Source organism: Acinetobacter sp. LF10 (assembly GCF_048585715.1).
Lineage (GTDB): Bacteria > Pseudomonadota > Gammaproteobacteria > Pseudomonadales > Moraxellaceae > Acinetobacter.
The window spans coordinates 3,145,771-3,165,249 of the sequence record NZ_CP184160.1 but is presented as its reverse complement, the minus strand read 5'-3'; the positions used below and the strand labels follow the sequence as shown (position 1 = coordinate 3,165,249).

Genomic DNA, 19,479 nt, shown 5'->3' with positions numbered 1-19,479 from the left:
TTGTATGATCAAAAAAGCAATTTTACCCGTCGCAGGTTTAGGCACCCGTTTTTTACCAGCAAGTAAATCTATTCCCAAAGAAATGGTTACGGTTGTCGATCGTCCCGCAATTGAATATGTGGTACGTGAGGCAGTTGAGGCAGGTATAGAACAAATTATTTTGGTCACTCATTCCTCAAAAGCTTCAATTGAAAACTATTTTGATCGTAATTTTGAGCTTGAAACAACTTTAGAACAAAAAAAGAAATTTGACCTGCTGAAAGAAATTACTGATATTTTACCGAAGCATGTCAGTGTGGTCAGTGTACGCCAACCACAACCCCTAGGACTAGGTCATGCGGTATTATGTGCGAAAGATATCGTGGGTGATGAAGCCTTTGCAGTGTTATTGCCTGATGTACTGGTTAAGAACCAAAGCTCTGATAATGATTTGTCATTAATGATCCAGCGTTTTGAACAGTCGCAAGCAGCACAGATCATGGTAGAAGCAGTGCCTGATCATCTAGTCGATCAATATGGTATTGTGGATGTTGCAGTTACACCGAACGAAGGTGAAAGTATTACGATTCAGGGAATTGTTGAAAAGCCTGCTGTCGGCACAGCTCCTTCAAACCTATCGGTGGTGGGACGTTATATTTTACCCGCTCAGATTATGGGTCTATTAGCAGATACACCCCGTGGGGCAGGGAATGAAATCCAACTCACGGATGCGATTGCAGCATTGCAGCGATCAGAAGAAACTGTGGAAGCCTACCGTATGAAGGGACAAACCTTTGATTGTGGTAGTAAGCTTGGATATTTAAAAGCTGTATTACACTATGGTATCGAGCATCCAAAATTGGGCGTAGAGTTTAAGGGCTTAATCCAAGAATTAGCCCTATAGTTTTAGGGTATGTGGTTATGAAAGTTGCAATCTTTGGCAATACATTATATGCAGGCGTGATGTCTGCATTATTGTCTGAATCTGGACATTTTGTATATTGGTGTTCCCACCTTAACCCAAGTGAAAATGGTCAGCAATATTCTTTTCATGATGAAAATGTCAGTCACTTACTAGAAAAACAACTCAGTAGCGGTTTTCTAAATTATCGTCATTTTGAAGAGATTCCTTTAGACATTGACGCTTACTTATTTAGTTTTAATCAAACTCAAGAACAACAAGTTTTTCAACTACTGGCATCTTTAAAACAGCGACCGATTATTCATCCTAAACTGATGATCAATGCATCTACCTTTGGCTTACATGGGACTGAGCATTTTCAACAAATCCTTTCTGAAGATGACTGGGTCTATTTGCCAGATACGATTCAAGAGGGGAATGCCTTACATAGTTTGACCCAAGCTAAGCAGCTGATTGTAGGATGTACTCAAACTGATGTTCAGCTCAAAATAAAAGAATTGCTGCGACCTTTTTTCCCTTTGGCACAGCAATATCTATTTATGCCGATTTTAGATGCTGAGTTTACTAAACTCAGTATTTCAGGCATGTTGGCAACACGGATTAGTTATATCAATGATTTGGCTGTAGTCGCTGAGAAACTTGGGATTGATATTGCTTCGGTGCGTCAAGGCATGGCAGCGGATAACCGCATTGGTTCAGCCTACTTGGCACCTGGTGCTGGTTTTGGTGGTGAAAATTTTTCTCATGATATTTTGACGCTTTCCAATACGGTTGCAAATACTGGGGTGAAAAGCCAATTGCTGAGTCAGGTTTGGGAAATTAATGAACAACAGAAAGAAATCCTGTTTCGTAAATTCTGGAATTATTACCATGGTGACTTACAGGGTAAATCTGTTGCAATTTGGGGAGCTTCTTTTAAAGAGAATACCTCAAGTATTCAGCAATCACCTATTCACCAAATGCTTGCAGCACTCTGGGCGCAAGGGGTAACGGTTCATCTTCATGATCCACAAGCCTTGGATGAAATTAAGCAGATGTATGGACAACGTGATGATCTGATTCTTTGTCAGAATCAGTATGACGCCGTGAAAAATGTGCATGGTCTGTGTGTGCTTACGGCTTGGAAACAATACTGGAGTCCAGAATTTAGGCAGCTTGAACAGTTGATGAGGCATCCTTTAATTTTGGATGGTCGCAATATTTATGATCCTGACTATGTCAAAGCACAAGGGTTTGCATATATGGGTGTGGGACGTTAAAGATGATCGAGCAGATTCAGCCTTTTGCTGTAAAAGAGCAGGCTTCAGTCGTGGAGAACCTGATATCTTTACAACAGCAATTTAAAGAGGTTCATCTAAATACATTATTTGCAGCAGATTCTGCACGCTTTAAACGTTTTTCGGTTGAGTATGACCAAATTGTTTTGGACTTTAGTAAGCATCGTATTGATCAAACGATTTTAAATAACTTAGTGGATTTAGCTCAGGCACAAGATTTAAAACGGTGGATCAAAACATTGTTTTCATCTGAGCAGATTAACTATACAGAACATCGTGCAGCGATGCATTGGGCTTTGCGTTTACCTCAATCGGGTTCAGATTTTTCCGAAGTCAATCAACTGGTACAGCAGCAGCTAGAACGTATGTATGCCTTGGTGGATAAAATCCATGCAGGGCAGTATCGTGGTGCGACGGGTGAGGTCATTCAAGATGTAGTCAATATTGGTGTGGGCGGCTCTGATCTCGGCCCACTCATGGTGACGCATGCACTCTCCGACTTTAAGGTCGCGACCACAAAGCCTTTAGATGTACATTTTGTTTCGACTATGGATGGCAGCCAGCTATCTGAGTTATTGCATCAACTCCGCCCTGAAACAACCTTATTTATTATCTCGTCAAAATCATTTGGCACTATTGATACACTTTCCAATGCACAAACCGTGCGTCAATGGTTAGAAAAGGCATTGGGGCATAATGACAAGATTCTGCAAAATCATTTTATCGGGGTTTCGACTAAGCCTGACAAGATGACAGAGTGGGGCATTGCTGCTGATAAACAGCTGTTGCTCTGGGATTGGGTCGGCGGTCGTTATTCACTGTGGTCATGTATTGGTTTACCAATTGCCCTGACCATTGGTGTTGACGGATTTAAGCAACTGTTAGCAGGTGCTTATGCGATTGACCAGCATTTTCAATCCGCACCATTTCAGCAGAATATTCCTGTTTTGATGGGGCTTTTAGGTGCGTGGAATAACAATTTTCTGGATATCCAGACCCATGCAGTTTTACCGTATGATGGTCGTCTCAAATATTTTGCAGCTTATTTGCAGCAGCTTGAAATGGAATCTAATGGGAAATCGATTGAACGCAATGGAGAAAAGGTCAGTTCAGCCACTTGCCCAATTGTGTGGGGAGAGGTTGGGCCCAATGCACAGCATGCCTTTTATCAATTGCTGCATCAAGGCACGCACTCCGTCAGTTGTGACTTTATTGCCCCTGTGAAACGCTATAATGCCAATCAGTTTACCTATGCTGAAAGTGCAGAGGCCTTGGCTGAGCAGCATCATTTGGCTTTATCCAACTGTTTGGCACAGTCGCGCCTGTTGGCCTTTGGGAATCAAGCCTTGGCAGCAGATGAACTGGAAGATTTACCAACGTATAAACAATATGAAGGCAATCAACCCAGCTCCACTATTTTACTCAAAGAGCTGAATCCTTATAGCTTAGGGATGTTAATTGCGATGTACGAACATAAGGTTTTTGTGCAGTCGGTATTGTGGAATATTAACCCTTTTGATCAATGGGGCGTTGAAAAAGGCAAAGAAATTGCCAATCAGCTGTTACCGATTTTAAACCGCGAGCAAGATGATCTATCGAGTTTTGATGCATCAACACAAGGTTTGTTGAAAATATTATTAGGAAAAACAGATGGCTAAAATTTTAGTGACGGGTGGTGCGGGCTATATTGGCTCCCATACCTGTTTGGAATTGCTTACTGCAGGTCACGAGGTTATCGTCTTCGATAACCTCTCAAATAGCTCTGAAGAGTCTTTGCGTCGAGTACAAGCATTAGCAAATAAAAGTTTGGTATTTGTGCAGGGTGATATTCGTCATCAGTTTGAACTAGATCAAGTTTTTCAGGATCATCAAATCGATGCGGTGATTCATTTTGCTGGTTTAAAAGCAGTGGGAGAGAGTCAGCAGATCCCTTTGGCTTATTTTGACAATAATATTACGGGCAGTGTTCAGTTGGTCAAGGCGATGGAGCGCGCAGGTGTATTTAGCTTGGTATTCAGCTCATCTGCAACGGTTTATGACGAAGCCAATCTTTCGCCTTTGAATGAAGATATGCCAACAGGAATGCCAAATAACAATTATGGTTATACCAAACTGATTGTTGAGCAAATACTGCAAAAACTGGCACAGGCAGACTCGCGTTGGTCGATTGCTTTACTTCGTTATTTTAACCCTGTTGGCGCGCATAAAAGCGGTCAGATTGGTGAAGACCCACAGGGAATTCCAAATAACTTAATGCCTTATGTCACACAAGTCGCAGTCGGTCGTCGTGAAAAATTGTCCATTTATGGCAATGATTATGACACCATCGATGGTACAGGGGTTCGTGATTATATACATGTAGTCGATTTAGCCAAAGCCCATTTATGTGCCTTAAATAATCGCTTATCTACACAAGGCTGCCGTGCTTGGAATATTGGTACGGGCAATGGCTCATCTGTATTACAAGTCAAAAATACCTTTGAGCAAATTAATGGTGTGCCTGTTGCGTTTGAATTTGCACCACGTCGTGCAGGTGATGTTGCCACTTCATTTGCAGACAATACGCGTGCATTGAGCGAGCTCGGTTGGCAGCCACAATATACGTTGGAAGATATGCTGGCGGATAGCTGGAATTGGCAAAAACAAAATCCAAATGGATATCAATAATTATTGTTTCATATAAACAGGGAGCAACAGCTCCCTGTTTTTTAACTCTTAGATTATCCTTGAATTAAAGCAGTTAACTCATCCACATAAGTTTGCATTGGTTGTGGATTTTGATCGGCACGACTCTCAATATTCAAGCGAAGCAAAGGCTCAGTATTAGATGCCCGAACATTTAAACGCCATACACCAAAATCAAGACTCACGCCATCAGTACGGTCTACTTGTGGATTTTGGTCAGCATAATGATCAAAAATCTTTTGTACTGTTGTTTGAGTATCAGCCACTTTAAAATTGATTTCACCGCTACACGGGAATTTGGCAATCATGTTTTCAACCAGCGTTGAGAGTGATTGACCTGTTTCAGAGAGTAAGGCAATGGTCAGTAACCAAGGAATCATACCGCTATCACAATAAGCAAAGTCACGGAAATAGTGGTGTGCACTCATTTCGCCACCGTAAACAGCATTGTGTTCGCGCATCACATCTTTAATAAAAGCATGCCCAGATTTTGATTGCACCGCGATACCTTGATATTGATCAACAATATCAAAGGTATTCCAGACCAGACGAGGATCATGCACAATCTTCTCACCTGATTGTTTGATCAAGAATGCTTGTGCCAATAAGCCAACAATATAATAGCCTTCGATGAATTGACCTTTCTCATCGAATAGGAAACAACGGTCAAAGTCACCATCCCAAGCAATGCCCATATCTGCATGGTGCGCAAGTACAGCATCACGGGTGCTGTCACGATTTTCAATTAAGATTGGATTTGGAATCCCATTTGGAAAATTGCCATCGGCTTCATGATGGATTTTGATAAATTCAACAGGAATATTGAGTTCTTGAAATTTTTGCTCAATCGCATCAATTACATGACCTGCTGCACCATTGCCTGCATTCACCACCAGCTTGAGGGGTTTAATTTTTTGTGGGTCGATATATGTTAATAAGTGATCGACAAATTCAGGCAAAATATTATAGTTTTCAGTTGAACCCTTTTGTTCTACTTCTACAAAATCACCAGACTCAGCCAATGCCTGAATGTCTTTTAAGCCTGTATCAGCACTGATTGGACGTGCATTTTCACGAACCAATTTCATACCATTATAATCCATTGGGTTGTGGCTTGCGGTTATCTCAATCCCACCTTGAACATCAAGATGAAAAGCGCCGAAATAGACTTCTTCAGTGCCTGTCATGCCTAAATCTAGAACATTGACACCCGCATCATTGAGACCACGAATGGTGGCTTGTTTTAAACCTTCGCTACTCAAACGGATATCACAACCAATCACAACTTTTTTAGGTTGGTAGATTTGTCCGTATGCACGACCGATTTTATAGGCGATTTCTTCGTTGAGTTCAGTGCCTAGTTTTCCGCGAATATCGTAGGCTTTAAAGCAAGTCAGTTGAGTCATGTTCAAAAGTGCTGTTTGTTGTTTATTCATGTGTTGCAGTATACAAAGACTCGCTAGGCTTGAACATTCATAGATACAGATTTAATCATTTAGTGATTTTTATTGGTTTTAGCTAGATGAGCAATCTTAAATTCAAAAGACTCTCATCATGTAAAAACAAAAAAGGTTGTTCCACGTGAAACAACCTTTTTTGATCCATAAAGTCTCCCTTTTAAAAGGGAGATGAGGAGCGATTATAGCTCCGCAAGGGAATTTTAAGCTGATTTCGCTAAAACTTCTGCGACTGCTTTTGCCACTTTATAAATATTATTCATATTTAGACCCGCAACGCAGATACGACCACTACGAACGAGGTAGATTGCATATTCTTCACGTAAGGTGTCAACTTGCTCACCTGTCAAACCTGTGTAGCTGAACATACCTTTTTGGTTTACAAGGTAGCTAAAGTCACGGTCAGGAAGGGCTTTAGTCAACTCATCTTTTAAGATGCTACGCATTTTGATAATACGCTCACGCATCTCTTTCACTTCGCCTTGCCATTGTTGGTTAAGATCAGTGTCATTTAACACTTGATCGACTAACCATGCACCCGTTGTTGGTGGGCTAGAGTAGATACGACGTACCGTTGCTTTTAACTGACCAAATGTGCATTTTGCTGCTTCAGCATCATCACATACGAAAGTTAAACCACCAACACGCTCACCATAAAGTGAGAAGATTTTAGAGAACGAGTTGCTGACAATAAAGTTAAGACCTGCTTGGTCTAAAGCGCGAATTGCATAGGCATCTTGTTCCATACCGTCGCCAAAGCCTTGATAAGCAATGTCGAGGAATGGGATGAGATTACGCTCTTTTAATACGGCAATCACTTGATCCCATTGTGCTGGATTTAAGTCTGCACCTGTTGGGTTGTGGCAGCAAGGGTGTAATAACACAATGCTGTGTTCTGCCAAAGTATTCAGTGTCGACAACATGCCATCAAAATCAACGCCACGTGTTTCAGCGTCAAAGTATGGATAGAAATTGCTCTTAATCCCCGCGCCATTGAAGATCGCAACATGGTTATCCCAAGTTGGTTGGCTGACCCAAACTTCTGAATTTGGGAAATAGGTTTTTAAGAAATCCGCACCAACTTTTAATGCACCTGAACCACCCAATGTTTGAATGGTTGCAACGCGACCTTGTTGGATTGCTGGACTATTCGCACCAAACAAAAGTGCCTGAATCGCTTCACGGTAAGGTTTGAAACCTTCCATTGGGAGATAAAGTTTGGTTTTATCATTCTTAGGTGCAATACGTTTTTGCGCTTCGATAATGGTATCAAGCTGAGGAACGATACTGTCTTCGTTATAGTACAAACCAATACTCAAGTTAACCTTTTCAGTGCGTGGATCAGTGTTGAACTGTTCCATAAGTGAAAGAATTGGATCGCCTGCATAAGGTGGGATATGTTGAAACATTAACAATGTCCTTTTATTCAACAAGGTGCATGGATGTGTTTTGGAATGCCCAATAATGTACCAATAAAGCGAGTATGAAGCACCCTATTCTTTGCATTATTGTCGCAGTATTTAATTACAAAATTGATTCTAAAAGTGCCGATTATAAGGATTGTCTACAATCAAGCTGTTATACCATTGTCTTAGGATAAGAAAAATAAAGGGGTAATCGCGTAGAAGACTGAATCCATATAAGGCTTAAATTGTATTTTAAATGTTTGTTTTATATCAGTTTAATATAAATTATGCTTTTGTTTCCAAGCAATACCTTGAATCTATTCATCTAAGCTAATTGACTGGATCAGTCTATTTTATTGTCGACAATCCTATTGCAATTTTTGTCTTATATCGTTATAAAATCATCAAAACTGTAGAGATTGTCGACAATATGCAAGATACCCTTGTTCCTCAAGCCATCAGCACAAGTCAGAGTATTACCCTGACGGAACATGTATTTAAGCAAATTCAGTCAGCAATCGTTTTAGGACAGATTCCTGCGGGCAGTAAAATTTCTGAACCTGAACTGGCACGTATTTACGGCATTAGTCGTGGTCCTTTACGTGAAGCGATCCATCGTCTGGAAGGGCAGAAGTTGGTTGAACGTACCGCGCATGTGGGCGCACGTGTCGTTTCCTTATCATTACAACAGTTTCAAGAGCTGTATCAGATTCGAGCCTCTCTCGAAGGTTTAGCCTGTAAACTCGCTGCTCAGCATATTGATAAAAAACAGATTTTAGCATTGCGTGATGTATTGCGGATGCATGCTGAAGATGAAAATTTTAAAGCGGGGAAAGGCTATTACCTGCAAGAAGGACAAGACGATTTCCATTACTGCATTATTAAAAGCAGTGGCAATAAAACCTTAGAAAAAATGTTATGTGATGAGTTGTATCACCTCATCCGTATGTATCGAATCCAATTTTCAAATACCCCTGATCGTCCAAGCAAAGCTTTGGATGAACATATCCGCATTTTAGATGCGATCGCAGAAGGTGACGGCCAACTTGCCGAAATGCTGATGCACCGTCACATCAATGCATCCTACAAAATTGTTGAGCAAACATTGCTGCAAACCCAAGGAGAACATCAACATGGCTAAATCTGCTGGTCAGTTATTCCGCGACGCGGTCGCAAATGAAAAACCATTACAAGTGGTGGGTGCAATTAACGCCAATCATGCGTTATTGGCAAAACGTGCAGGCTATAAAGCCATTTATTTGTCAGGTGGTGGTGTTGCAGCAGGTTCATTGGGTTTGCCTGACTTGGGGATTAGTAACCTTGATGATGTATTGACTGATGTACGCCGTATTACTGATGTCTGTGATCTACCATTGTTGGTTGATGTTGATACAGGTTTTGGTGCTTCCGCGTTTAATATCGCACGTACCACTAAATCAATGATTAAGTTCGGTGCAGCAGCGATGCACATCGAAGATCAAGTCGGTGCTAAGCGTTGTGGTCACCGTCCAAACAAAGCGATCGTGACACAACAAGAAATGGTGGATCGTATCAAAGCGGCAGTCGATGCACGTACTGATGAAAACTTTGTGATTATGGCACGTACCGATGCTTTAGCAGTTGAAGGTTTACAAGCAGCGATTGACCGTGCAGGGGCATATATTGAAGCAGGTGCGGATATGTTATTCCCTGAAGCGATCACTGAATTGGCAATGTACAAGCAATTTGCTGATCTGACCAAAGTTCCAGTATTGGCGAATATCACAGAATTTGGTTCTACACCATTGTTTACGACTGAAGAATTGGCTTCTGCCGATGTCAGCATCGCGTTATATCCACTTTCAGCATTCCGCGCGATGAACAAAGCGGCGGAAAATGTGTATGAAACTCTGCGTAAAGAAGGCACACAAAAGAACGTTGTTGACACCATGCAAACCCGTCAAGAATTGTATGAGCGCATTAACTACCATGCGTTTGAACAGTATCTTGATGGAACTTTTGCGAAGAATAAATAATTTCCCCGTTCTTCACCTCTCCCTAACCCTCTCCTCAGAGGAGAGGGAATAACACGAATCATAATTAATTGGATTTGTGCAATTCCTCCCCTTTTAGGGGAGGTTAGGAGGGGTCTTAAAAGTAAACAAATAAACACCATAAAAAGGACAATCTTATGAGCAGTAATGAAACTCCAACAGGCTTCAAGCCAAAAAAATCAGTTGCGTTAAGTGGTCAAGTTGCAGGTAATACAGCACTTTGTACCGTAGGTCGTAGTGGTAATGACTTGCACTATCGTGGTTATGACATTCTTGACCTTGCAGTCGGTAGCCAATTTGAAGAAGTTGCGCACTTACTGGTACATGGCAAACTACCAAACAAAGCTGAGTTGAAAGCCTATAAAGCAAAACTGAAAGCACTTCGTGGTTTACCAGCTGCATTGAAAACTGCACTTGAGCAGTTACCACCATCTGCACACCCAATGGACGTGATGCGTACAGGTGTATCAGTTTTAGGTTGTTTAACGCCTGAACACGAAGACCACAATGAAGCAGGTGCAAAAGACATCGCTGACAAATTGATGGCAAGCTTGGGTTCAATGTTGTTGTATTGGTACCATTTCAGCAACAACGGTCGTCGTATCGAAGTTGAAACGAATGATGATTCAATTGCTGCGCATTTCCTTCATTTACTTCATGGCGAAGCGCCATCTGAAGAATGGATTCAAGCAATGCATACGTCTTTGATTCTGTATGCTGAGCATGAATTCAACGCTTCTACATTTACTTCACGTGTTGTTGCAGGTACAGGTTCAGACATGTATTCAGCAATCACGGGTGGTATCGGTGCGTTACGTGGCCCTAAACATGGTGGCGCGAACGAAGTTGCTTTCGTGATTCAACAACGTTATGACAACGCTGACGAAGCAGAAGCAGACATCCGTAGCCGCGTAGAGAAAAAAGAAGTGATCATCGGTTTTGGTCACCCTGTTTACACCATCTCTGATCCACGTAACGAAGTGATCAAGAAAGTGGCGTATGACCTTGCTGAAGCGCAAGAGAATAACAAAATGTACCTCATCGCAGAACGCTTAGAAGCAGTGATGAAAGAAGTGAAGAACATGTTCCCGAACCTCGATTGGTTCAGCGCGGTGAGCTATCACTTGATGGGTGTTCCAACAGCAATGTTCACTCCATTATTCGTGATTGCACGTACAGCAGGTTGGTCAGCACATGTGATTGAACAACGTCAAGACGGCAAGATCATTCGTCCAAGCGCGAACTATACTGGCCCTGAAAACCTCGAATTCAAACCATTGGCGGAGCGTGGCTAAGATGAGCAATACCCAATATCGCAAAGCACTGGCAGATACCCAGCTTGAATATTATGACGTGCGTCAAGCCGTTGAAGACATTCAGCCAGGCGCATACGCAACCTTGCCATACACCTCGAAAGTGTTAGCTGAACAGCTGGTACGTAAAGCTGATGCCGAGAATTTAATAGCCTATTTAACCCAGTTGATCGAACGCCGTCAGGACTTGGATTTTCCTTGGTATCCTGCGCGCGTGGTGTGTCATGACATCTTGGGTCAAACTGCGTTGGTTGACCTTGCAGGTTTGCGTGATGCAATCGCTGAAAAAGGTGGCGATCCATCTAAAGTCAATCCAGTCGTTCCAACGCAGTTGATCGTGGATCACTCGTTGGCGGTGGAATTTGGTGGTTTTGACCCTGACGCGTTTGAGAAAAACCGCGCGATTGAAGATCGTCGTAACGAAGACCGTTTCCACTTTATTGAGTGGACTAAAACAGCTTTTAAAAATGTTGACGTGATCCCTGCGGGCAACGGCATCATGCATCAGATCAACTTGGAGAAAATGTCTCCAGTGATTCAAAACCGTGATGGCTTGGCATTCCCAGATACCTGTGTCGGTACGGATTCCCATACCCCGCATACCGATGCGCTTGGTGTGATTTCAGTCGGTGTCGGTGGCTTAGAAGCTGAAAATGTAATGCTCGGTCGTGCATCTTGGATGCGTTTACCTGACATCATTGGGGTTGAATTTGTTGGTCAACGTCAAGCAGGTATTACCGCAACCGATATCGTCTTGGCATTGACTGAGTTCTTGCGTAAAGAGCGTGTCGTCGGTGCTTATTTAGAGTTCTTCGGTGAAGGTGCTGACAGCATGTCTGTGGGCGACCGTGCCACCATCTCGAACATGACCCCAGAATATGGCGCAACTGCGGCGATGTTCTATATCGACCAGAACACCATCGACTATTTACGCTTGACCGGTCGTGAAGATGCGCAAGTGGCGTTGGTTGAGCAATATGCCAAAGAAATTGGTCTTTGGGCATCGGATATGACCAAAGCAGAGTACCCACGTGTACTTCGTTTTGATCTTTCAACGGTGACTCGTAACATTGCAGGCCCATCAAACCCACATGCACGTGTTTCTACGGCTGATTTGAAAGCAAAAGGCATTGCAGGGAACTTAGAGCTTGCCAAGGCACAAGAAGCAGAAGGTTTAATTCCTGATGGTGCAGTGATTATCGCTGCGATCACTTCTTGTACCAATACCTCTAACCCACGTAATACCGTTGCTGCAGGCTTATTGGCACGTAAAGCCAATGAATTGGGCTTGGTACGTAAACCTTGGGTGAAATCATCATTTGCCCCGGGTTCAAAAGCGGCTGCACTGTATCTTGAAGAAGCAGGCGTATTAGGTGACCTTGAGAAACTTGGGTTTGGTATCGTCGCTTATGCATGTACCACCTGTAATGGGATGTCAGGCGCACTTGATCCTGTGATTCAACAAGAAATCATTGAGCGTGACCTGTATGCAACCGCGGTACTTTCGGGTAACCGTAACTTCGATGGCCGTATCCATCCATACGCAAAACAGGCGTTCTTGGCATCTCCGCCGTTGGTTGTAGCCTATGCGATTGCAGGAACCATTCGTTTTGACATCGAAACAGATTCGCTCGGAAATGACAAAGACGGTAATCCTATTTACCTGAAAGACATCTGGCCTTCGGATGCTGAAATTGATGCACTTGTCAAAGAAGCAGTGAAGCCTGAACAGTTCCGTAAAATCTACATTCCGATGTTTGATTTGGGTGTCAATGAAGAAGCGGCAAGCCCACTATATGATTGGCGTCCAATGAGTACCTATATTCGCCGTCCTCCATATTGGGAAGGGGCGCTGGCTGCACCGCGTACTTTAGCGAACATGCGTCCGCTTGCGATCTTGGGTGACAACATCACTACCGATCACTTGTCTCCATCGAATGCGATTGTGTTAGACAGTGCTTCTGGTGAATATTTGGCGAAAATGGGTGTGCCTGAGGAAGACTTTAACTCTTATGCAACCCATCGTGGTGATCACTTAACCACACAACGTGCGACCTTTGCCAACCCGAAACTGTTTAATGAAATGGTGGTTCGTTCAGACGGCAGCATTAAGCAAGGTTCAAAAGCGCGTGTAGAGCCTGAAGGCGAAGTGATGCGTATGTGGGAAGCGATTGAAACTTACATGAACCGTAAGCAACCATTAATCATTGTGTCGGGTGCGGATTATGGTCAGGGTTCAAGCCGTGACTGGGCTGCCAAAGGTGTACGTCTTGCAGGGGTTGAAGCGATTGTTGCCGAAGGTTTTGAACGTATTCACCGTACTAACTTAGTGGGTATGGGTGTTTTACCGCTTGAGTTTAAAGCTGGTGTGAATCGTAAGACCTTAAAGCTGGATGGAACTGAGCTATACAGCGTAATTGGTAATATCTCACCGCGTTCGACTTTAACTTTAGTGATTGAGCGTGCCACAGCAGATGGTAAAGAAGAAATTCTTGAAGTGCCTGTGACCTGTCGTTTAGATACAGAAGAAGAAGTTTCTGTATATGAAGCGGGCGGTGTATTACAGCGTTTTGCACAAGACTTTTTAGAAGGTCAAGTGGTTTAATCTTACTTTTAATATAGTTTTAGATAACTCGTATCTTAGAAAGCTAACATGATTATCCATGTTAGCTTTTTATTTTAGATGATATAATAGATTTTGGAGATCATAATTTATGATCATTCAGATTATAAATAATGAAATTAAATATTACATATTTTGGAGGGAGAGTTTTTGAATGACTATAAAAATGAGTTGAAAGAACAAGTTTCACAGGGGCGTAAGCGGCATGAAATAATTAGAAATTTTTATATTCTTAGACCAAGTTGTACCTTTACTCATAAATATGATTATGCAGAGAAAATAATGGAAGAAGTAGCTGAGTACTTTTCGATACCTCTAAACTGTATTTTAGTTTGTGGTTCTGCACAATTAGGATTTAGTTTGTCAAAAAATACAACTTTTTCACCAGGAGGGTCTGATCTAGATTTAGCTATTATTGATTCGAGTTTATATGTTAAATATTTTGATGATCTTTTGAAGGTAACTAATAACTACAATAGGACGAATTTATTTGTATCCGATGAAATTAAATTAAATTATTTGAATTTTGTTGGTAAAGGGATTATTAACCCAAAATATATGCCAAATTGCACATTAAAAAGAGAACTTAAAAATTTTTTTAGTAGTGTTTCAGCTAAATATAGAGATTACTATGCATCTGTAAGCGTTTGTTTTTATCTTTCTGAATATTCTTTTCAAAGAAAACAGCAATCTGCACTTAGTACATGGATTAGCAATTATCAACAAAATCTTTTTGGAAGTGAAAAATGATCCCTTATCAAATTCGATCTGTCCAACTAATTAACTTAGTACGTGATATTAAAAATGGAACTCTAATTCCTAATGCCTATTTTCAACGGAACTTAGTTTGGCGTGATATACATAAGAAAGAGCTTATAAAAACTATATTGTTAGGCTATCCATTTCCACTCATATTTATTTCCCAAGGCGGGATTGATGTAGAGAAAATGACAGCAACATCATGCATTGTTGATGGTCAACAACGTTGCGACGCTATTGAGTCTTTTATAGATGGTGACTACAAGGTAGATGGTAGATTTTTTAGTGAATTTAATGAAGCAGAAAAGACGACATTTTTTAAATACGAAATACCAGTATGCGAAATTGATATTTTAAATACTGACACTCAAGTTTTAGATATGTTTAAGAGAATTAATAGAACATCTAATTCTTTAACTAATATTGAGAAAATGGCTTCAGAGTTTGGAGCAACTTACTTTATGTTGGTTTCTAGATTGCTAGCAGATCAAATTGAGATTAAAGATGATATTTCGGAAGATGATCTGACAATCGATCCTAATATTCCATCTGATTTTATTGAATGGGCAAAATCTATAGATATTGAATATGTTAATAAGCTGTTAACAGATGAAAGGATTTTTAGTAAAAGGGACGTTTCGAGAAAAGTTAATATTCAGTATACATTAAATTTAATGAGTACATATATTGATGGTTTTTATAATAGAAATGATAAAATTGAAGATAATTTAAATATTTACGCTGATGAGTTTGAGATAAAGGATTTATTGGTTAATAATTTTGAGTTAACTTCTGAAATTTTTTTAGGTTTGGATCTTAATGATAAATCGCCTTGGTATAATAAAGCTAATTTCTTTTCTATTTTTATATATATTAGCAATTTGATTTCAAAAGGTATAGAAATAGATCTAGAAATATTAAAGACTAGATTGGAAAATTTCGAATTTTCACCTGAATATAAAATAGCAGCTAAAGAAGGTGTAAATAATTTAAAAGAACGCCAACTACGTGACAGGTTGATTCGCGAACAGCTTAACGATCTCATAAGTTAATTACAACCTTTTTCCAAGCCTATTTATAAATTCAAGCTAATAAAAAAGCCCGACATCCTGTCGGGCTTTTCGTATTTGGTAGCTAGATATGACTCCTGTCGTATCTCACGATCCTGATGCTTGAACTGATTATGTTCCGGAACATCCTGTTCCTGTATAAGTTCATCATAAGGAAAGATGAGAGGGATGCCAATCCGCCAAATCCTTAAAATTTTGTAGGATAAATCATATAAATAACATTTTCTTACACTTATGCCACTACCTTTCGTCAGAAAGGTCAATAAATAATCAAAACTATCACGCTATAGTATATGTACCATTTCTAAAATCTATGGAGAACAAAGATGGTTACTGCTGGCGAAAAACCTGGAACTGGCTTCTATTTTTGTGTTCAATGCGGACACCGCACCTATTTAGAAATTGGTACTGATCGTTTACCTCCGTGTACCAAATGCCTTGGCAATCAATTCAACAGTAAGAATGCCTAAGCCGCAAACACCAAACAGTTACCCACTGTTTTGATGAAAGCCCTGTCACTCGATAGGGCTTTTTTGTTACTTTAAAATATGAAATAACAAGATAGCTATATCCAACAAAAATAAGGAAAACCCAGATGGAAACAATTTTAGGACTTTGTATCGGCGTAGGATTAAGCGCAGCCTGTGGTTTTCGTGTCTTTGTTCCTTTATTGGTGATGAGCATTGCAACTTTGTTGGGTTGGTATGAACCTGCTAAAGGCTTTGAATGGTTAGCCATTCCATCTGTATGCGCTGCACTTGGATTTGCAACCCTCTGTGAAATCTCAGCTTACTATGTGCCGTGGGTCGATAATCTCTTGGATACCATTGCTACACCTGCTGCTGTAGTGGCAGGCACACTCAGTACGATGGCAGTCAGTAGTGGAGAAATGTCACAATTTGCCACTTGGGCAGCCGCATTGATCGTGGGGGGCGGAACAGCAGGCGTAGTGCAAATGAGTACCGTAGCGGCACGTGGCATTTCAACCGCAACCACTGGTGGACTGGGCAATTTTGTGGTGGCAACAGGTGAATTGCTTGGTTCAATTGTCTTGTCGATCTTGGCATTTGTGATGCCTGTAGTGATGACGGTATTGGTGATTATTCTCGTGATTGTGGTTGTACGTTGGATTCACTCAAAACGCCAACAAAAAATCAGCCATTCCTTATAAATGTAATGACACCAATAACAACCTGAATGATGAATTAAAGATGATGATAAGAACGCAATACATAGCCCTAATCTTGGCTTGCTCAAGCCTATTTATACTTCCACAAACAACGTTTGCTCAAGAACAACCGACTGCAGAAGAACTTAAATTACGTAAAGATAAAGACATTTATAAAGCCTATATCCCAGCGACATATCATTTATTTGAAGCGATTGAGGGTGATTTAAATAAAGATGGCTTGAAAGATGTCGTGCTAATCGTCAAAGCAACTAATCCTAAAGCCTTTGTCGATGATGAATATCGAGGGCGTTTAGACCGAAACCGCCGTGGCATGATTGTTTTACTCAATGAAAAAGGCAAATACAAACCTATTGTTCGCCACTTAGATTGTTTTAGTTCAGAAAATGAAGATGGTGGTGTGTATTTCGCACCTGAACTATGGTTAGAGATCAAAAACAATGTATTGGATGTGCATTATGCCCATGGAAGATATGGCGATTGGCATTATCTGTTTAGGTTAGAAGGAAATGACTTACGTCTTATTGGTTATGATGAATCCAATAATCATGGGCCCTATATTGAAAGTAAAACCAGTATTAACTTTTTAATAGGCAAAAAAGTTATTCGTAAAAATTTAAGTGCAGATGAAGAAGCTGATCCGAAGTTTAAAGAAACATGGAGCAGTTTTAATCAAGCACCAATCTATCTTTCTAAAATGAAAGACTTGAGTGATTTGAGCTTTTAAAAATTGATCACTATCGAAAAAGTAAGCAGAACAGAGTAAATTACACCCACTTTTTAAGATGACGTTCAAGCTTATGGCTTTTACTTGGATTCTATTTACGATCATGGCTGCGTTTATGCAGGCGTGGCGCAACGCATTTCAGAAACAGCTCAGTACCACAGTTGATGCTTATGGTACGACATTGGCTCGATTTATCTTTGCTCCGATTTTTGCCTTTAGCTATTTAGCATTTCTCTATCTACATCAACCTGTCACTGCTCAAGTCCATTTTTCCAATATATTCTGGCTTTACGTGGTGATTGCAGGAATCAGCCAAATTTTTGCGACAGCGTTGATGGTGAAACTATTTCAACAAAAAAATTATGCGATTGGCATCGGACTGGCTAAAAGCGAAGCGATTTTGGCTGCTCTTATTGCCGTTTTATTCTTGCAAGAACGTTTGACCACTTGGGGTTGGGTCGGGGTAATGATTGGTGCGGTTGCAGTTTTTTTACTGAGTAAAGGTCGGCATAGTACGCAACTTTCATTCAATACCTTAATGATTGGTTTAGGCAGTGGTTTATGTTTTGCCATTACTTCACTTCTGGTACGTGAAGCCAGCTTAGAGTTGAGCATGTTGCCCTTTTTGCATCGTGCAGGATGGGTGTTGTGTAGCTTGATTAGTTTTCAGTGCATTGTGCTATTACTCTACTTGGGTATTTTTAGTCGTCAAACACTATATAAAATGTGGCAACGTCTTGGGCTGACGTTTCGGGTGAGTGTTTGCAGTTTTTTAGCATCTGTGGGGTGGTTCAGTGCTATGAGTATGCAAACGGTGGCGATTGTCAAAACACTGGGTCAGGTTGAGATTTTATTTAGTTTACTGATCTCAGCATTTTTCTTTAAAGAAAAACTCGCTAAAACAGATCATTTAGGTTTATGGCTGGTAATTGTGGCAGCTATTATGGTCATCTGGGCATAAATTCAGGTTTTAAATGAAAAAATAAACATCTAAATTGGAATATATTGAAATTTAAATGAGCTATTTTTTATTGAAATGGAAAATAATTCTGATTGTAATATGAGATATGCAAAATTATTTCATTAGTGGCGAAAAATACCAGTTTTTAGGAAAACAATCCCGCACTGATTTGCCTAAACTATGTCTCAAGGGTGTGAAAGGGATCGAAAAGAGTAGCATGCACCGATGCTTATAAAGCAAGTGTGTACAAACCCAAAAGGTCTCGATTCGGCTTAGGACGCTATAGATCAAAAGTCTTTAGGCAAAGGTTATGGCTTACAAAGTCATAGGTGTTGAAGTAAACAACATGTTTTCCCTTGATACCCTAAAAAATTTAATATAAACAGAATGTGACCAATCAGATATAAATAATAAAAACCCGATCAATGAATTTAAATATAAGTGTGAAATAGGTCTTAGAATATTTATTTTTTGAATATAAACTGCTGTTTTTATAATAAAAAACAAAATGATATAATTGAAACTAGAAAATTGATCATATTGGAAGAGGTCATAAAAATAATGAAAGAATTCGATCTTAAAATACGTTATCCGCATCAAACTAATCGAAATGAAGCTGATCATTTGGGTGCTTTTGATTTAGAAACGATCGTTGCTCGTTTCGATGAGATGGGATGGCGTCAGCAATTGGTTCGTCAGTTACAGCTAGATGGTGCAAGTACCAGCTTTATTGTACGAGATGATTACACTGAGCAAACCTTACGCATCACAATAGATGCCTTTTCACAAACACAGCAACTTGAATTTAAATTAGAAAGCGATATTCCTGTGTTTATTCCTAAAAAAGATTTATTCGGATTGGTGACACGTAAGAGCAAAGATACGATTTCTTTTAATCATTTAACGTTGAGTCGTGCGAAAGAATATTTGATTACTTTTTTAAATCGAGACATTGCAACTTTAGAGCAGCTTTATAAAGACAGTTTAAATAAAGCGATAAAAACAGCATCATAAAAATATACGAGTTAATGTCGCAACAATAATAATCAAAACAGGCAACGGCATTAACTCTAGACAT

General features: G+C 40.4%; 17 protein-coding genes. 15 read left to right on the top strand and 2 right to left on the bottom strand.

The window, feature by feature from the left end; all coding sequences use genetic code 11:
• Positions 1-4: 4 nt before the first annotated feature.
• The 4 genes from galU to galE are packed head-to-tail and all read left to right on the top strand — an operon-like array spanning position 5 to position 4,845.
• Complete coding sequence (gene galU, locus ACN19N_RS15215; protein WP_420001685.1) at positions 5-883, top strand: UTP--glucose-1-phosphate uridylyltransferase GalU; 879 nt, start codon at positions 5-7, stop codon at positions 881-883.
• Between the two features lie 17 nt (positions 884-900).
• The gene (locus ACN19N_RS15210; protein ID WP_420001684.1) at positions 901-2,160 is read left to right on the top strand and encodes a nucleotide sugar dehydrogenase; all 1,260 of its coding nucleotides are present in this window, start codon (positions 901-903) and stop codon (positions 2,158-2,160) included.
• A 2-nt stretch (positions 2,161-2,162) separates the two neighbouring features.
• Positions 2,163-3,836 carry a glucose-6-phosphate isomerase gene (pgi, locus tag ACN19N_RS15205; RefSeq protein ID WP_420001683.1) on the top strand — a complete coding sequence of 558 codons (1,674 nt, stop codon included), beginning with the start codon at positions 2,163-2,165 and terminating at the stop codon, positions 3,834-3,836.
• On the top strand, positions 3,829-4,845 hold the full coding sequence (gene galE / locus ACN19N_RS15200; RefSeq protein ID WP_420001682.1) for a UDP-glucose 4-epimerase GalE: 1,017 nt from the start codon (positions 3,829-3,831) through the stop codon (positions 4,843-4,845). Before pgi ends, galE begins: the two co-directional genes overlap by 8 nt.
• 53 nt (positions 4,846-4,898) lie before the next feature.
• On the opposite strand, the gene ACN19N_RS15195 is transcribed toward galE, so the two are convergent.
• Together ACN19N_RS15195 and ACN19N_RS15190 are read right to left on the bottom strand one after the other, a co-directional pair.
• Entirely contained in the window at positions 4,899-6,269 is a 1,371-nt protein-coding gene (locus ACN19N_RS15195) for a phosphomannomutase CpsG (RefSeq protein ID WP_420002406.1), read from the bottom strand.
• Between the two features lie 254 nt (positions 6,270-6,523).
• Entirely contained in the window at positions 6,524-7,729 is a 1,206-nt protein-coding gene (locus tag ACN19N_RS15190) for an aromatic amino acid transaminase (protein ID WP_420001681.1), read from the bottom strand.
• A gap of 427 nt (positions 7,730-8,156) precedes the next feature.
• On the opposite strand from ACN19N_RS15190, the gene ACN19N_RS15185 reads away from it, so the two are divergent.
• The 11 genes from ACN19N_RS15185 (at position 8,157) to ACN19N_RS15135 (ending at position 19,415) form a co-directional block, all read left to right on the top strand.
• Positions 8,157-8,867, top strand: a complete 711-nt coding sequence (locus ACN19N_RS15185; RefSeq protein WP_018678376.1) for a GntR family transcriptional regulator — start codon at positions 8,157-8,159, stop codon at positions 8,865-8,867.
• Positions 8,860-9,741: a methylisocitrate lyase gene (gene prpB, locus ACN19N_RS15180; protein WP_004665301.1), complete on the top strand. Its 882-nt coding sequence runs from the start codon at positions 8,860-8,862 to the stop codon at positions 9,739-9,741. The genes ACN19N_RS15185 and prpB overlap by 8 nt, the downstream gene beginning before the upstream one ends.
• Positions 9,742-9,896: 155 nt before the next feature.
• Complete coding sequence (prpC, locus tag ACN19N_RS15175) at positions 9,897-11,054, top strand: bifunctional 2-methylcitrate synthase/citrate synthase (RefSeq protein ID WP_061517505.1); 1,158 nt, start codon at positions 9,897-9,899, stop codon at positions 11,052-11,054.
• A gap of 1 nt (position 11,055) precedes the next feature.
• The gene (gene acnD, locus ACN19N_RS15170; RefSeq protein ID WP_420001680.1) at positions 11,056-13,677 is read left to right on the top strand and encodes a Fe/S-dependent 2-methylisocitrate dehydratase AcnD; all 2,622 of its coding nucleotides are present in this window, start codon (positions 11,056-11,058) and stop codon (positions 13,675-13,677) included.
• A 168-nt stretch (positions 13,678-13,845) separates the two neighbouring features.
• Entirely contained in the window at positions 13,846-14,445 is a 600-nt protein-coding gene (locus ACN19N_RS15165) for a hypothetical protein (protein WP_420001679.1), read from the top strand.
• Positions 14,442-15,506: a DUF262 domain-containing protein gene (locus ACN19N_RS15160; RefSeq protein WP_420001678.1), complete on the top strand. Its 1,065-nt coding sequence runs from the start codon at positions 14,442-14,444 to the stop codon at positions 15,504-15,506. The genes ACN19N_RS15165 and ACN19N_RS15160 overlap by 4 nt, the downstream gene beginning before the upstream one ends.
• 344 nt (positions 15,507-15,850) lie before the next feature.
• Complete coding sequence (locus ACN19N_RS15155) at positions 15,851-15,994, top strand: zinc ribbon-containing protein (RefSeq protein WP_004637424.1); 144 nt, start codon at positions 15,851-15,853, stop codon at positions 15,992-15,994.
• Between the two features lie 125 nt (positions 15,995-16,119).
• On the top strand, positions 16,120-16,695 hold the full coding sequence (locus ACN19N_RS15150) for a DUF4126 domain-containing protein (RefSeq protein WP_269238837.1): 576 nt from the start codon (positions 16,120-16,122) through the stop codon (positions 16,693-16,695).
• Positions 16,696-16,738: 43 nt separating this feature from the next.
• Positions 16,739-17,440, top strand: a complete 702-nt coding sequence (locus ACN19N_RS15145) for a hypothetical protein (RefSeq protein WP_420002405.1) — start codon at positions 16,739-16,741, stop codon at positions 17,438-17,440.
• A 73-nt stretch (positions 17,441-17,513) separates the two neighbouring features.
• Positions 17,514-18,401 (top strand): DMT family transporter, encoded by an 888-nt coding sequence (locus ACN19N_RS15140; RefSeq protein WP_420001677.1) that lies wholly within the window; start codon positions 17,514-17,516, stop codon positions 18,399-18,401.
• Between the two features lie 561 nt (positions 18,402-18,962).
• A complete protein-coding gene (locus tag ACN19N_RS15135; protein ID WP_004665277.1) occupies positions 18,963-19,415 on the top strand; it encodes a hypothetical protein in 453 nt (150 codons plus the stop codon).
• The last annotated feature ends 64 nt before the right edge of the window (positions 19,416-19,479 follow it).

What these genes read in the sequence shown, in the direction of transcription:
- pgi (WP_420001683.1), top strand. Translation starts at nt 2,163, where the DNA reads ATGATCGAGCAGATTCAGCCTTTTGCTGTAAAAGAGCAGGCTTCAGTC.
- ACN19N_RS15210 (WP_420001684.1), top strand. Translation starts at nt 901, where the DNA reads ATGAAAGTTGCAATCTTTGGCAATACATTATATGCAGGCGTGATGTCT.
- prpB (WP_004665301.1), top strand. Translation starts at nt 8,860, where the DNA reads ATGGCTAAATCTGCTGGTCAGTTATTCCGCGACGCGGTCGCAAATGAA.
- ACN19N_RS15190 (WP_420001681.1), bottom strand. Translation starts at nt 7,729, where the DNA reads ATGTTTCAACATATCCCACCTTATGCAGGCGATCCAATTCTTTCACTT.
- galU (WP_420001685.1), top strand. Translation starts at nt 5, where the DNA reads ATGATCAAAAAAGCAATTTTACCCGTCGCAGGTTTAGGCACCCGTTTT.
- ACN19N_RS15145 (WP_420002405.1), top strand. Translation starts at nt 16,739, where the DNA reads ATGATAAGAACGCAATACATAGCCCTAATCTTGGCTTGCTCAAGCCTA.
- ACN19N_RS15140 (WP_420001677.1), top strand. Translation starts at nt 17,514, where the DNA reads ATGGCTTTTACTTGGATTCTATTTACGATCATGGCTGCGTTTATGCAG.
- acnD (WP_420001680.1), top strand. Translation starts at nt 11,056, where the DNA reads ATGAGCAATACCCAATATCGCAAAGCACTGGCAGATACCCAGCTTGAA.
- ACN19N_RS15160 (WP_420001678.1), top strand. Translation starts at nt 14,442, where the DNA reads ATGATCCCTTATCAAATTCGATCTGTCCAACTAATTAACTTAGTACGT.
- ACN19N_RS15195 (WP_420002406.1), bottom strand. Translation starts at nt 6,269, where the DNA reads ATGACTCAACTGACTTGCTTTAAAGCCTACGATATTCGCGGAAAACTA.
- ACN19N_RS15135 (WP_004665277.1), top strand. Translation starts at nt 18,963, where the DNA reads ATGAAAGAATTCGATCTTAAAATACGTTATCCGCATCAAACTAATCGA.
- ACN19N_RS15155 (WP_004637424.1), top strand. Translation starts at nt 15,851, where the DNA reads ATGGTTACTGCTGGCGAAAAACCTGGAACTGGCTTCTATTTTTGTGTT.
- ACN19N_RS15185 (WP_018678376.1), top strand. Translation starts at nt 8,157, where the DNA reads ATGCAAGATACCCTTGTTCCTCAAGCCATCAGCACAAGTCAGAGTATT.
- ACN19N_RS15150 (WP_269238837.1), top strand. Translation starts at nt 16,120, where the DNA reads ATGGAAACAATTTTAGGACTTTGTATCGGCGTAGGATTAAGCGCAGCC.
- prpC (WP_061517505.1), top strand. Translation starts at nt 9,897, where the DNA reads ATGAGCAGTAATGAAACTCCAACAGGCTTCAAGCCAAAAAAATCAGTT.
- galE (WP_420001682.1), top strand. Translation starts at nt 3,829, where the DNA reads ATGGCTAAAATTTTAGTGACGGGTGGTGCGGGCTATATTGGCTCCCAT.